Below are 15,280 nucleotides of genomic sequence, written 5' to 3' on the forward strand. Positions count from 1 at the left end.
CTCTCAATATCAACGCTAACATTAATAATCTTCATAATTTAAATAATATATGTCATTAAAAATCCGATGTATTCTGAACATCCATTATTACAATAATCAACTACACAATTACGTTGTCCGCCTTGTATTGTACAATGCCAATTTCCACGTCCTTTGTTATGGGAATAACCTATTTTATATTTAGGAGGATCAATGGTGTTTGGTAATGTAAATATGGTACCACTGTGATGGGTATGTAATTCTCCTTGAATGGACACTACTTTCCCAACTTGACGGACATACAGTTTTGTTGTAATACCACAGTTCTGAACATTGATTGCAATCCATCCACTATCTTTGGGATATTCTATAGTTCTAGCTATAACATCAATTCCACCAACGAATAGTTTTCCTGTTACATATACATCATTGTTGAGAACCAAGTTTCCAATGTTATTTTTGATATATAAATCTTTATTAGAGATATTGGAATACCCCATATAACCGATTTGTTCTGAATTTTTATCTTCCCAATTTAAACAGGTTATCAATTGATTGTCTGTCTTAGGAAGAGAGGCATTCTTTAAACTTAGGAGCGAAGAATCCGCATGGGATATTTTTACTGGTCCATAAAAAATACTAGCTTTAGATTTTCCTATGATTTCTAGTATAACAGTATTTTTTCCATCGCCAATTTTGGTGTCCCGATAATAGGAGTCTCCTTCATTGTACCCTAACATATTGATATTTATACTACCGGTATCAGCTGCAACGCCTGTATTATATATATGATTACTAGCTACAACAATATTTCCTGCCTTAATAGAATTTAAAGACATTGTGACTTTTAGCGTCATACCATTGGAGTCAAGCGAAGCCAATAAAGTATCTCCAATATAAAATTGAATAGCTCCGTCCTCTGTTATAGTTACTTTGTAAACAGGCTTTCCATTTAATTGGGATTGAATACTTAATGCTCCAGAGGCATTATAGGTGATGCTAGCTTTAGCTGTTCCTGATGTTAAATTAATCCCCTTTTGGGCTGTAAGGTCTTTATTGGCCGTTACTGTTCCATCAATAACAACATCCTTCTGTACAGTCTGAACTGAATTAGGGGAATCTATCATTAAAGCATATTTACCAAATAACGCTTCTTTAAGTCGAAGTGCTGTACCATCTGATGTAATACTGATAAATTGGGGTGGTGCTTCAGTTAGTACATCATTGGCTATTGGTACACTGGATGATACAGCACATCCGTATATATTCCGTCCAATTTTATCTCCGGAATCAGCATAAGACACACGTTCAACCGAGTTGTTCTCATACAAATACATAGGCCATTTAGAGACTCCAGATGTTCCTGCGCAATAACGTATTTTACCATTGATATAGACATATCCAGCACTAATACTTGTACCTGATACTTGACATCCGCTGATAATAAAGTTATCACACTCATCAAATATACTTGTAAAAGCTAATGCAAGATTCTGTAAATTCATAATATCATCAATGTAGGTGTAACGCCCACCTGTTTGTGAAGTAAACTCTTTCATTTAAGCGTATGTAACTTTAAATTTTTTTCCCGCAATACGATAACGATCTACATAATAAGTAATCATAGCTGTAAGTTCCTCTTGTGAGATTGTCTTGGTATTAATAGCAGGACAACTTACTACAAAACTTACATCACTTGTTGGCATCTTTTCATCTTTCCAACGCAATGGAGTGGTTGGGTGCCCGCTAACTTCGGTTTCGCCTTCGTTATACAAAGGAAGTTCGCATATATTTTTATTAGCATCTTCCCAATATATCGGTACTCCATTTATAGCACCATCTGAAATGACAATATGTTCAGAGGTGTCTAAAAAATACTTCCTAAATTTATAATTTAAGAAATATTCCATCATAATAATCTGGGAGGTCATTGCTGCTTCTATTCGTTTTTCGTCAGCCCATTCTTTCCATTTTATATTCAAAGAGTTTAACGGTTGTAAAATGGCTTGAAGAAATAATATCAGTTTTCGTCCTCCAAGATAATGAGGAACTAACTGATTTACTAAACGGTCAGTGTTAATACGATAACTTCTCATTCTGTTTCTAGTTTTATAACAATTGCTTCACGAAAAGTTGGAAGTTCACTTTCTGCATCTTGTTGTGTACTTTGTTTTGCATAACCGCTAGCCAAATAGCACTTTCGTTCAATTTTGGTTAATGGTCCGAGTTCATTGTTGTCGTTATATTGAGCGATAAATATTCCTTGTTCTACACTAGCTTCTTGATCAATATGAACATCTGTAACATGCTCTACTTTTTGAATGGCATCTATAATTTTTTGTGAGTAGACAAGAGAATCAAATTTCATATTTACAATAAAGTCAATAAGTGCCGTATCAATATTATCGTAAAGTTCCTCTTTCGTAATGGCTCCATCATAATACACGGTGACTCTGGGAACAAGCACATCGCCTCTACGACTAACTACATTACACTTAACACCTGCAAATTTAATCTGATTGAGATATGCACGTGCTGCAATTAGTTCCTCATCAGACAATTGGGACAAAGAACGACCTTCTCCGGAAGCAACTTTTAATATCAAAATATTATCTTTGAACTCTTCATTATAATACTCTTGATAAGATACATGTGTAATCAATCTTTTTGTTGTATCTTCAGTTGCATAATGAAATGCTGTACCTTCATCATTGATAATTAGATCATCTCCATATTGCCATTTCAACATGGCATTTGCGTAATATGCTGAAGTCCCATTAATTCGTTGGGTAAAGGTTTTAGCAATATCTGTGGTAAAAACGTCTAACAATGTTTCAAATGAGTAAATTGCAGCAGCTGTTACCCATGTGAAAGCATTGATTATTGACATCTTTGAGTCATTTGTTAGCTCTGTAAGTTCCAGATATTTGTTTCTGGTCTCCACGGCTTCATTGTATATTTCTGTTAATGTACGGCTCATGCTATGTCTGAATTTTCATATTGATAAATCGTTCCATTTATATCAAAGCTCCATGAACCCGCTTCATTCCATGCAGTTTCATGGGTAATCACGTATATCGCTTCCATACCAGTTGTAATAACATAATTGCCATTACTATCTTTAAGCGGCTCCTTATATGTTCCAGAGGGTTGTGTATCTAATATAACTTTACAATTCCTCCGTTGATTATTATGCTTTGCAATATAGATTAAATAGTCATTGATAACTGTGTCTTCTGTATAATCAATATTTCTTAACTCTAAATTAGATAAACTCATATCCTGAATGGGAGCAAGACTGGATAAACTCATGTCAGCCAGTTTCACCAAATATGTACCTTTACATAAAAATAGTCCTTGTAGAGAGAGATTGTTCTTCTCCGAAATTATCTCGTCTACCACCAAGGGCATAGTTGGCATCATTAAGCCATTAATAGAAGACAATTCCCAGGTTTTTAAATTGAAATCACCATACAATTTAATTGATCTTTCATCGGTATAATTATCGAAAAAATGCACATATTTCTGTAGAGTGGGAGATAGCGTTATAGTTTCCAGATCGCTATTATCTCCCCAATCAACAATAAGATTTCCGTCTCCGGCCATTTGTAATGCAATGGATGCTTCTTTGGGGGATATGTACACAACACATCGTAATGAGGCTGTTGTACTTTTGTGATATACATGTCGTTCCCCGTTTGCCGGTACAATATGTTCTGATTGTAATGTATTTACAATGCTGTCATATATAATAAATTCTTCATCCCAATATATTTCTTCATCTTCTTTTAATTGTGAGTGGAAGGATAAATCAGGATTGTTGATTAACAAATCGAATATACCTTCTATAGAACCATGTGTGCTTACTGCAACATCAAATATGTTCTGATTTCGTTTTACTTTATACACCTGCATCTGCTTCTGAAAAATCTAAGTCTAATTCCAGATCTCCTGAATAGGAATTAAAAGCGGCATTAATAATCTCCACTTTATCATCTTTGAATTCAGTTTGTAACTTTTCTGCTAATCCTGAATGACTAAGGTTGGCATGAAGATATTTAATTAAACCCACACCTGAAGTTGGATACCTATAGTTGTTGGACGGAACACATTGTAACAATAAGTTTCGGTTCTGAATATTTGCATTTATATTTACCATATCAGATATTGCATTGGACCATAAATATGCCACCCCTTTATTTATTTGTATAAGATAATAATCTTGACTAACCATTATTAATTGTGAAGCATACAAAATCTTATCTTGTAGGCCAAATAGCCTTGTATGCACTTCAAACCATTCAGAGTTATCAGTTGGGTTTATAACTATACGAATATTACCACCACCAAAGTCTCTACCAAAACGTATTTTTATTGGTTTATAGATTGGTGTATATGGTATCTTTATTTGCACACCAATCGTGTAAAGTTGCTTTATATCAAAGTTGGAAGGGAGTATTATTTGAGCGGTAAGTTGTAAATCAGTTTCTTCGATCCATTCAAACAAATATTCTTCTAAAGAGTTTTGATTTTTTAAAACTATATCACCCGTAATTGTATTTACATAAATATCTGTGCGCATTTACATCAATTTATTATTGACTTACTGTGGATTAAAATCATCATTTGTAAAGTCACAGAAATTTTGTATATACCAAAAAACAAAATCCCCCAGTGAAATACATCTTAAAATAATTTCTTTATTTGATACACGCACTTTTGAGATTTGTATTGGAGAACCTAGTACTGGAATATATCCTGGATAGAAAAATATACCATTTCCTTTTATTATTATATCAAAGTCACTTCTGGAAGCTCTTGTTGTCATAAATCCGGAATATATTCTAATTTCTGAACCATTATATTCTTTAATAGGGGTAGGAAGTTCTATAATTTGATCACCATATATATTTCCATATCTCGCTATAAAATATCTTCCTTGTGATAAATCCATAGGAGTTGGGGTTGAATCTGTGTTAATGTAAAATTCTTTATATGGTAATGATAATGAAGCTAATACATTTATATTACCAAATTCATCCCAAGTTAAATTTTTTGAAGCTAAATAACCAGAACCATCTTTTAATAATGCCCAGGCATCTCCATTTGATAATATAGCATCTGTGTTAATAAGAGACGTATCAATTTTTCCAGATATAATTTGAGAAGCATCAATTTTACCTTTAAAATTCATATTTCCGTCTTTATCCCATGTGATATTATCTCCTGCTAATGCTCCTGAACCATCTTTTTCTAAACGCCATTTAAATCCTCTAATACCATTAGAACTAATTGTTATGTCTCCAGATTTTGTTGTAAATCCAGAATTTGTTTGTATTCCACTAAAAATAGCTTTCTCATTAAAGTTCCAACCTGCAATAAAATTATCAGAACCTGCTGAAAACACTTTTTCGTTATTTTTATATCCTATCAGACCATAATTAGTGTTACTGATGCAATACATTGCAACACCGCCATATTCTTTTACCCAGTCTAATTGATTACCAATATCTTGGACAGAAGCAACATTAGCGATGGCTATGAATTTTTTTAATGAATTGATTCCTATAGTTCCATTGTAAATGCTATCGGCTCCTATGATCCACCCTGCAATACTACCACCAGATGTTTCTATTGTTCCTTTGAATGAGGCATTTCCCTCAACATCCATTGTAACATTACCATTGGCAAAAGAGGCTGAACCGTCTTTGTTTAATGACCAATGAATGATGCCTTCACTTTGAGCAGAAATGGTTCCTTCTGATTTTATGGATAATGTGCCATCTTCACATTGAATACCACCAGATGTAATATCCCAACCGCCTATTTTACCTCCGGTTTGGTCTATATGAAAAATTTCTTTGTTATCTTTATATCCATATATACCGGCTCCGTTATTTTCTGAAGGACCAATATATACCCCCGTTAATCCTGGAACATCTTCAAGACTGTCGTGACTACCAATTATTTTTTTTCCAACAAATATTTTGGGAGTAATCACATAAGAAGAGCCAATAGTTGTTTTATTGTTTTCCCAATCTTGAATCCAATCCAGCATGGTACTTTCGCGTACAATAGAAAATGTGAAACGCCCAGTTAACCCTGCACTTACTCCAGAAAGAACTGGAATTTCAATATATCCTTGTAATATATCAACTGGGAGTGATATAATGGATAATCGGTATCTATAGCTATCAACTTTTATTAGTTGACATTCTATATTATCGTTACTTTTTATAATAGTGCTGGAATCAATTTCTATTGGGGTTTTCTCATCTCCACAATATGCTGAAATAATAGTATAAGCATGTTCTAATTTAGGGTTAGAACCATCGAAATCTGCTTTAATCACACACGAGTTTGGGGTTAGCGACAACGAATAAGCATCGCTAATAGATACAAGTGTGATAGAAGATTTTGCTACTGTTCCCATAAATTACTTTTTCAAAAGAATAGCCTTTGAACAAAGTATTTGTTGATGCGAGAAGAGATAAACTATTTCTTAATCTCTTCTAATATTTCCTTGGCCATACGCTTTGCTTCCACTCTCCACATTTGCATGTCATTCCATTCTTTTTGATGCTCACTATCTTCATCTTCTAGGAGGTAATTATTAATAATGGCTTGCATTGCATCATCGGAGTAACGTCCATGAATAATAGCTGAAACCAATTGGCTATATGTGGGTGTTCCAACTGGAAGGGTTATCTCACACCATTTGTATTCTTCGTTTTCACCTTCTTTTACTATATGAACATCAAATGCAATTGTGTATTGACGCAACCCTAATTTTATATTGTGTCGTATGCGTTGAGGTTGCTCATTACCTTGATTATAAGTTATAAACATTGTACTGTGTTTTTTATTTTTACAACTTGAAATTTTCCTTGAATATAGCAAGCCTTCCAAAAATAATGTAGTTCTGAAAATGCTTTGCGCCTGATTCCGTATGACTGATAATGAATTAAGAAACCTAAATAAGAGTTTATAGACCTCACATTGGCATATATAGCTTCCTTGTCACAGTTTTTACATGCTTCTTCTAAATAACTTACAGCATTAATAAAGTTTCCAACAGTTCGATTCGATAAGTAAGCTCTACCCGGCTTAATTACTCCTCCTACCATTTTTATTCCTTTTTTAACTTCTTGAATATAGATTTTATTAGGGTGCATTTGAATATTTAAAATATATCGTAGTTGATTCCTAGAAGCTCTTTTGAAATAAATTGCATCTTCCTTAGTTTTGCACACAAAGCTAAAATCATCTACAAAACGTACATATTTGGCTCCTCTTTCTTCTGCTGCTTTAATAGCCCATTCATCAAAAAATGACATATAAAAATTGGCGAATAATTGACTGGTTAGGTTTCCTATTGGTTCACCTCTCATCCATTCAATATAAAACAAACTTTTGTTTTTAGGTAATATTCTCCATAATTTTAAATTCCCTTGACGTATGCAATCATCTTGTGGGCGATGTCGGATAATTACTTCTGTAAGCCAAAGCACTAAATCTAAATCCTGTTCATATTCGGTTCCTTTCCAATAATTCCATTTTTCTTTGATAAATGGCAATAAGTACTTTAATAAGCATTCACAATCAATTGACATGAAAAAACCTTTAATATCAAATTGAGCATACCAAGCCTCGTGGGAATAATTATCAGAGACTTCAATCGTATTTTTTGTCAACTGATCAATACATGCAAAGGTTCCAAAACCTTTTCGACAATTAAATGATACATTTCCATGTTCAACAAACCGTGCCTCAAACAGTGGTTCTAAGCGTAAACACAACCAATGTTGTACAATACGGTCACGAAAATTTGCAGCAAACACTTCCCGTAATTTAGGACGGGTAACTATAAAACAAGTACTTGTTGTTGGTCTATATGTTCGTTCATAAACTTCTCTCGCTAAATCTAATAGATCTTCATGCCAAATAAGTCTATACATAACACATTGTGAACTTGTCTTTTTTTGGGCACAGCAATCATCTAACGCATTAAACCATCCCTCGACATATTTATCGTTAAGTGCTGCAACCGCTCTCACCATGTTACTGTTGTACTTGTTGTTGTTGTTGAAGTTGCCATTACTAAAGTTCACGTTCCAGCTGTTGTTCTGACTGTTCTCACTGCTACTCCAGTACCGGCTTGCGGTTATTGCGTGTACTATCTTGTTCTTAACTAGGTCTTTAACGCTTGGTAAAGGCCCAGTGACACGCCCATTTTTCAATAAAGATGTCCCTGTTATCATAGTCGTAACCGTTCAACAGGTCTGCTGCTCCAACACTTTGCTTCTCCAGCTTTTAATATGCTTTGAAATTTCCTTTAAAGATTCAGCAAAATGTGGCATTTGCTTGTTGCTAATTATGCGTGTATGAGGACTCCGATTTGACCACTCTTTTAAGGTGTCAATGCAAGTTTTCACTGTACGCATTTGCAAATAAAATGAATTAATAAGTTCAAGTTTGGAATCAGGATCTTCTTCATTTAAAGCCAATCCTATCACTGTTAATCCATCAAGCAGAGTGTCTATGAGACGTTTGCTTAATTGACGAATTCCTACACTATTAGGGGTTCGTTCTACCATTTCTATACAGAGTAACATTAAATTTTCTGTTTCTCTGTAAATAGGTGCACTTCCTGCATTACGAATTGTTCTTGCCATAATTAAAAGATTTTATTCACAATGTGTCTTATTACATATAGTTTATTTACGAATACTTTATTTTTTCTGTAGAGGTTTACAATTATGGCATATTTATTTTTGTGGAGCGTCAAAAGACGCTCCACTATACTAAAATGCTGCAACCGCTCTCACCATGTAACTGTTGTACTTGCCGTTGTTGCTGAAGTAGCCATTACTAAAGCCCACGAACCAGCTGTAGTACTGACTGCCCTCACTGCTACTCCAGTACCAAGAATTAGAAAAATCGTTCAAAATACCGGCATCTATTGCTTTTTGAAAAATTGCACCTATTTTATCATCGTCATAATTCACTCCTTGCCTAGCGTGCCAATACATACGCATAAGTTCACCAACAGATGGTAGGTACCAATTATGATATTTAAATTTATCTGCTAATTCTTCGCCTGCTTTCACTGTAGGCTGATAAGCATAGCATTTGCTGACAGCAGGATAATAAAATTGTTGATATTTACTAAGATTCTCATTGTTAGCAATTATGTTATTTATATACTGGGTCAACATTGCTTGTTCAGTATATAAGTCAGTCGCTTCAGGTATCGGCAAATTAACTCCTGAATCTTCTAAGATTTTATTTCTATGTTGAATAATTTTTAAAGTTTTTGCTAAACCGACAGGAACTTCGTCACCTCTTTTATAGGCACCTGATAAAATAGCTAAATCCGCAGCCAATTCCTCTTTTCCTGTATTAATTGTACCTGGAGCAGCGATACCATCTCCAACAGCAACTGTTTTAACATCTGAATTTACAAATCCGTCAATTGTATTTTCATCTACATAATTATCATACCTTATGTAGTTAGGAGAGGTATTACCTTGGTCGTCATATTCTGTAGGTTGTAAGCCAGTCTGTGTAATGTTAGCAATTGAACCTATATCATATACACTATAATTAACATCATCTTGTAATTCAATAGGATAAATTGCATATTGTTCATTCCACTCTTCCGTTTGTCCTGTATTTTGAGGATAAAGCCCCCATACTATACCTGAATTTTCAAGATTTGATAATGCTACCATACGTCTATCATTGGCATCTGCTGGATTTATGTAAAAACAAATTCCAACTACGGTTTTTCCAGCAGTTGTAGGACCATAAGTTCCATCATAAAATACATAATCTCCGAGATGAGCACGTCTGGGGTATAAACCAATATCCCATGATGCTTCAAGCACTTCACCATTTGTTTTTGTTAGATAACATCTTAAAGTTGTATGTGGAGCCAATGTATCTTCATCTCCTAATTGAGATACATTGATAACGCAATAATCTTTTGACGTATTGACTATTTTTGCATACAAATTGGTATCCAATGACCAACGAATGCTAACCACATCATTCCCATTAGCGGTATTCGGCTTACAGTAAAAAGTGTGTTCACCTGTAGAATAAATGTATTGGCTTCCTTTGATTTCTATAGCTGCAATAGGAGTTGAGTAGTAAGTAATATGAAGATTGTTGTTCTCATCATCTACATTTCCCCAATGATACAACCAATCAATTTTATTGTTAAAATTAGGTCGGTTGGTAGTATTGTTTATTACTGCTATTTTTCCAGATACACTACTGTCTGTAATAGAAGCCAAATAGTTAATCATATAAAGAGAAACCTCGGTCCAGTTTATACTTGCTAACTTTAAATAATTCAGCGGTGCATTGCCTGTAAAGCATAAATTAAATATGGTACGCGAATCTGCAATCCCTGCGCCAATTGATAAACTTTGCATTCGGTCAGCTCCTTCCAATGTGATGGTTTTCAAATTAGGCTGTTGATCTAAAGACAAAGATGTTAAAGTCCCAGGAAGATGAACCTCTTCTAAATATTCGGTAGCTGGAAGAACAACAGAAGACAACATTGTTCCTACTAAATTCAACATTCTAAGTTTAAGCAAAATAGATAAATCTAAACCACCTACTAAACTAGCGACACGTTTTAATACTAGTTCTTGCAACAAAGGGGCAGTAATAGTCATACCGGTAGGACGGAATTCAACAACATCTTTTCCATCCACATGAAAGGCTGTTAGGCGAGCACCGCTTAAATTAAATGTTTCTCCTAAACTTTTGTCTGTAAAGTCACCAATGGAACGCATATAATCAATACCATTTAAGAAAATATTAGTATTGCCATCTGAAGTTCCAACATTGACATCGTATGTTTCTCCGGCTTTAATACGTGGAGACAGTGCGTTACCAACCCCATAAGATAGTGTCGAACCTATGGCAAATGAGGGGTACATCCAAATATGTGGTACAATAGAAAATTTAAATTGTGGACGTGTACCATCTGTTTTTATTATAGACCGGAAGTTTAATGAGCCTGCTGATCCTTCACCGTCACGCCTTCCAAAGTCTCCAAAGGCTGCATAAGAAGATATGTAGGTAAGTCTGCGTGCAACCCATTGCATTTCTGCTTGTAATCCATCTCCTAAACTTTGTGTTATGGGATCTGTACCATTTGTGTATTTATTTTCCGGGTCTGAACTCACATAGGCGGTTCTGGCACGTTCATATACAAGACGAGCCACTTCATTGTAAGCAACGGCTGGGAAATAACGTTGTACGTAAAAATAATATTTTTCCATACAGCCCATTAAAGTTCCATCATCACTTAATTTAAGCATTGCTTGTAATATAGAGCGCATATTGGTACGCAATTCATCTGGAAAAGCGTTTTCCATTTGGTTAAATAGTGCATTCCCTTCGCTATTCCAATAAAAGCCTCCATCATTGTTTTTATCATGTTCTTCTACATAGTAAGGTTTTTCTCTTTGTCCTACATTATTTACGGGAAATATTGTGTCCAAGTCATCTTGATGCCAACCAATTAAATGAGTTTTGGGGTCAACATAAAAATATATATTCTTCCCTCTGTTATCACTAGCTGCAATTAACTTACAAAAATTCATAGCAAAATGAGTTTCTGTAAGATTAAAGTATTTTCCTGCATCGGCCTTGAACAATGCTATTCTAGCCGTTTTAAACGATGAGTTAATTGCATCCCAATCTGTACCGCTGGCAATATTCCCGCATTGTTCGTTGATGTTTACAGTCGAATATCTTCCACTTTCAATCTTTTCAATGCCTGCACCCACCCAAGTAGAAGTAATGAAATCATATCTGAATAAATCGAACTGTGCATTGTTACGCCCTGATTTAGTCAGCCAATAATGTTTGGAGGTATCAAGATTTTCTGCGGCATTTAAATCTTCAATGGTACCGTTGAAATAATCTATATTATCATAATGCTTAAAGACAAAGTTAAATCCACTTTTGATAGGGGCGATCTTATTGGTATCCCCAAAGACCAGACTCATTTGCTTTTCGCCGTTATACATCCAATCTTCTTCACCTTCTAAAGTGACATCTTCATCAATCCAAGGTACGCGGCACATCACCAAAGCACGGTCATTATCAGCTCCTTCCAGACATACATAATCTGGAAATTTTGTTTTGTCGTATCCGAATGTCGGTTTGTCTCCCTTACCTGGACCAAAAGTCATAAAAGATTTAAATTGTGGTTCGGAATTCTCATCTTCTTGTACAAAGAACAAAAACGGTTTTTGAAGTACAGCTACACGACAATTTTCAAAACCTTCTGTATTGGTAATGGAATTACCGCCACATACAGCTTTAAATAAATCATTAAATAGAGCTGTAGAACCTATTTTATGGCTTTGTGCTGAACTGGCAAAATTTACTTTCCCCACCAATTTGAGTGCTCCAGGTACATCGTTAGTTAACTGATAACATTTACCACGATTTACTCCATTTTCATCAACCCAATATCCATCTTCATTGAAGCCCCATTGTCCATTCCACCACCAATACAACATGGATGAGGTTCCTTGACCTTTTTCGTTCATGTCGTACAATGTTCCACTATTCTCCGGTTCTCCAGGGATATGGATAATTAAAGTTCCGTTGAATTTGTCCTTTTTAGTATTGCCATAAGTAGCATATTTACCTTTCCAAAGAATAACATTGTATTTTTCATAAGCAAGATCGTAGCTGATAGTATTACCATCAAGAATATTATTAGAATCGCGGAATGTTATTTTTTCTTCACTATTATCTAAGGATGCCATATAGTTTTGGCGCACATCATTAGCTGTGAGTGCTTTCTTATACACCTTAATACTGTAAATGTCAATGTCGGCTCCAGAACTACCAATACGGATACCTTGTGATGTTTGCTTTCCGTCTACATATTGTACGAAAGTGTCGTCTGTCGCATAATTGATTTCACGGTTAATAATCCCGTTTATGAAAATACGGCAATAGTTTTGTCCAGTGCTGGACAAGTTGTATAGTAGATTGACTGCGATTTTAGTGCGTACCCCTTCGTTGTAGCCAACGTCTTGATTTTTACGGGTTACTTTGGATTGGGTCATAAAACAGGCATCAATAGGTTTCATTTCCCAACCTAGCGGATTATTATCTTTTGTGTAAGAACACATGCGTAATACCGGTTCGTCTTCGTTGGTTACATTGCGAATAGCATAGTCTATTTCAAATGTAAGAGAACCTGTTTTTTGAGCTTGGATAAAGTCGGAGAACGTCTCATAATCAATTGCTATGTTTCTTCCACTAGGAACACGCAAACATTTGATTCCATTATCGTCTTCAACCCAACCATCACTAATAAAACCAAAATTTTCAAAGGTCGCGGGAACATTCTCGCCTGAAACGGTATTAATAATAGTATCTGGGTGGGTTTCTGTATTACTACGTAGTTTTGGATTGATAATTAAATCGGCACCATCAGTCGGGGCAAAATTTTGTGAGTTATCGATATTAAAACTAATACGATCACGCAAGTATTTTCCCCCAGTGCTAAATAACATATAAGCACTGAAATTCGTTTCTTTACTTTCGATTTCTATCATGTTACCAAATGTGTAAACCACACCATTTTGGGCTTGCTGTTCAGTGTAAGACAGATAATTCTCAACCTCTTGAATGTCTGTTAATTTAAAAGTAACAGGTAATACATCTGAACCTGGGTTATATATTGCCCATTGGAAAAATTGAACGGATGTCCAGTTTACAAGAGATTTGACTATCTGGTTCAACATAATATATGGAGTCTTATTATCAGGGTCTGAAACTACCATTACCTGTGAAACAATGTGTTCGCTTTCCACATCTGTGCCGTCTACAGATAACCAAGCCTCAATTTCATGTACTCCATGAGACATAACTTTAACAGGATCCCCTTCAGTGTCGGTTACATCAAACTGATTTGGGGTTTCCGTGTACTCAACTTTACCAACAGCGTATTGGACAGAACGTACACCACCTTCACCACTAATTTTTAAATTTAATGTTTTAGCTACGGCACCAGTATATGTATATAATAAAGACATAGTGGCACCAGTAATAGGTTGCTGCCATTCGTTTCGGAACGTAAGTTTCAATTCTGTTTTTGTAACACTTTGGAACACTACATAAGTTGTGGTACTTTGTGTTTGGTCTCCAGTTACAATGATACGTAATTGACAGGTTCCACTGTTAAGTAATCCACTAATATCTACATCCGTATAAGTGTCGCTTTCGGCTTCTACACTCTTGATTGCCATTGTACCAATTGTACGCCAAGAATCGGAAGCGGAGGCACGCCTTTGGATAGTCATAGTACCATCTTCATAGGTATTTGCGTATTTCCCAGTAACAGGATTGTATGTTTGAGAAGTAAAACGCATTTTTAGAACTATACTACCATCAATGCTTACATAATTTGTTTGATTACTGGCCGTAGTTAATTCTACAATATTCATTACACCCTGTTCGTCACTAATAGGGATAGTAACATCAAGCAATTTTAGTGCTTGATTCTCATCAGGGTCAGCAAGCCATTCATTGTATGTGTTTTTATTAGCAAATGCTCGAATATGATAAAAACCGTCCGGATCTTTTGTCATAGGAGGAATGTGACCAATTTTATTGTTTTCATGGTCTTGCAAATAGCTCTTTATAAACTTTTGGACAGCCTCCCCAGAGTAGGGGAGAAGGTTCGTTTCGTCAGGTGCTGCGGGGATGGTATTGTTTTTATTGCCACCCCAGTCCTCTGTAAATTTACCAGCAGGAATTTCGTCAGTTCTGAATTTCTTAGCCATAATTAATTATTTTTTTGTAAAGCGTAATTTAAAAATTTGTTAGTTTTTCCAGCCTTCATCATTTTTCCAAGGAGATGAGTTAATCCAGAAACCAGATCCAAAGCAGGAACGTATAGATTGCCAAACTAATTTTGTCCCTATGTAAACTGCGGTAATTATTTTGTTACCAACTCTTATTTGACTGACATCTTTACCATTTATCTGTATCATTCTTCAAGTATGAAATACACGGTGTTTTCATCTTTGGATTCGATTTGTTCAAAAGCCTCTTCATTTTCAATTACATCAAATGAAAGATTACCTACTTGTTTTTTGAAGGAAAAGGTGTCATTTGAGTTATTGTTTACGGCATTTATCAATTGATTAAATTCGTGAGCTGTTAAACGTCCACGGTTATTAGTTCCATTGTTTTCTTGCTTATTATTAAAATCAAGCAGGTTAGGGGATTGCTCTTGTTCTGCCGCCAT

The 15,280-nt window shown here is 35.2% G+C and carries 11 protein-coding genes; all 11 read right to left on the minus strand.

Annotated features, from left to right (window positions below):
- Positions 1-38 precede the first annotated feature (38 nt).
- The 11 genes from DW862_RS13275 to DW862_RS13330 all read right to left on the minus strand — a co-directional run bounded on the left by DW862_RS13275 (position 39) and on the right by DW862_RS13330 (position 15,280).
- Positions 39-1,538: a hypothetical protein gene (locus tag DW862_RS13275; protein ID WP_032847098.1), complete on the minus strand. Its 1,500-nt coding sequence runs from the start codon at positions 1,536-1,538 to the stop codon at positions 39-41.
- Positions 1,539-2,075, minus strand: coding sequence for a hypothetical protein (locus tag DW862_RS13280; protein ID WP_032847100.1), 537 nt, complete (start codon positions 2,073-2,075; stop codon positions 1,539-1,541).
- The gene (locus DW862_RS13285; RefSeq protein ID WP_032847102.1) at positions 2,072-2,959 is read right to left on the minus strand and encodes a hypothetical protein; all 888 of its coding nucleotides are present in this window, start codon (positions 2,957-2,959) and stop codon (positions 2,072-2,074) included. Before DW862_RS13285 ends, DW862_RS13280 begins: the two co-directional genes overlap by 4 nt.
- Complete coding sequence (locus DW862_RS13290) at positions 2,956-3,894, minus strand: hypothetical protein (RefSeq protein WP_032847104.1); 939 nt, start codon at positions 3,892-3,894, stop codon at positions 2,956-2,958. The genes DW862_RS13285 and DW862_RS13290 overlap by 4 nt, the downstream gene beginning before the upstream one ends.
- The gene (locus DW862_RS13295; protein WP_032854717.1) at positions 3,881-4,561 is read right to left on the minus strand and encodes a hypothetical protein; all 681 of its coding nucleotides are present in this window, start codon (positions 4,559-4,561) and stop codon (positions 3,881-3,883) included. Before DW862_RS13295 ends, DW862_RS13290 begins: the two co-directional genes overlap by 14 nt.
- 21 nt (positions 4,562-4,582) lie before the next feature.
- Positions 4,583-6,412: a hypothetical protein gene (locus DW862_RS13300; protein WP_109115707.1), complete on the minus strand. Its 1,830-nt coding sequence runs from the start codon at positions 6,410-6,412 to the stop codon at positions 4,583-4,585.
- A 62-nt stretch (positions 6,413-6,474) separates the two neighbouring features.
- Positions 6,475-6,828, minus strand: a complete 354-nt coding sequence (locus tag DW862_RS13305) for a hypothetical protein (protein WP_118419517.1) — start codon at positions 6,826-6,828, stop codon at positions 6,475-6,477.
- Complete coding sequence (locus tag DW862_RS13310; RefSeq protein WP_118419516.1) at positions 6,819-8,240, minus strand: reverse transcriptase domain-containing protein; 1,422 nt, start codon at positions 8,238-8,240, stop codon at positions 6,819-6,821. Before DW862_RS13310 ends, DW862_RS13305 begins: the two co-directional genes overlap by 10 nt.
- Positions 8,241-8,252: 12 nt before the next feature.
- The gene (locus tag DW862_RS13315) at positions 8,253-8,654 is read right to left on the minus strand and encodes a hypothetical protein (RefSeq protein WP_008647838.1); all 402 of its coding nucleotides are present in this window, start codon (positions 8,652-8,654) and stop codon (positions 8,253-8,255) included.
- Between the two features lie 129 nt (positions 8,655-8,783).
- Complete coding sequence (locus DW862_RS13320; RefSeq protein WP_120068770.1) at positions 8,784-14,813, minus strand: DUF1566 domain-containing protein; 6,030 nt, start codon at positions 14,811-14,813, stop codon at positions 8,784-8,786.
- Between the two features lie 206 nt (positions 14,814-15,019).
- Positions 15,020-15,280 (minus strand): hypothetical protein, encoded by a 261-nt coding sequence (locus DW862_RS13330; protein ID WP_008647836.1) that lies wholly within the window; start codon positions 15,278-15,280, stop codon positions 15,020-15,022.

This window comes from Bacteroides sp. AM37-9, assembly GCF_003603455.1.
In the GTDB taxonomy this organism is placed as follows: domain Bacteria; phylum Bacteroidota; class Bacteroidia; order Bacteroidales; family Bacteroidaceae; genus Bacteroides; species Bacteroides xylanisolvens.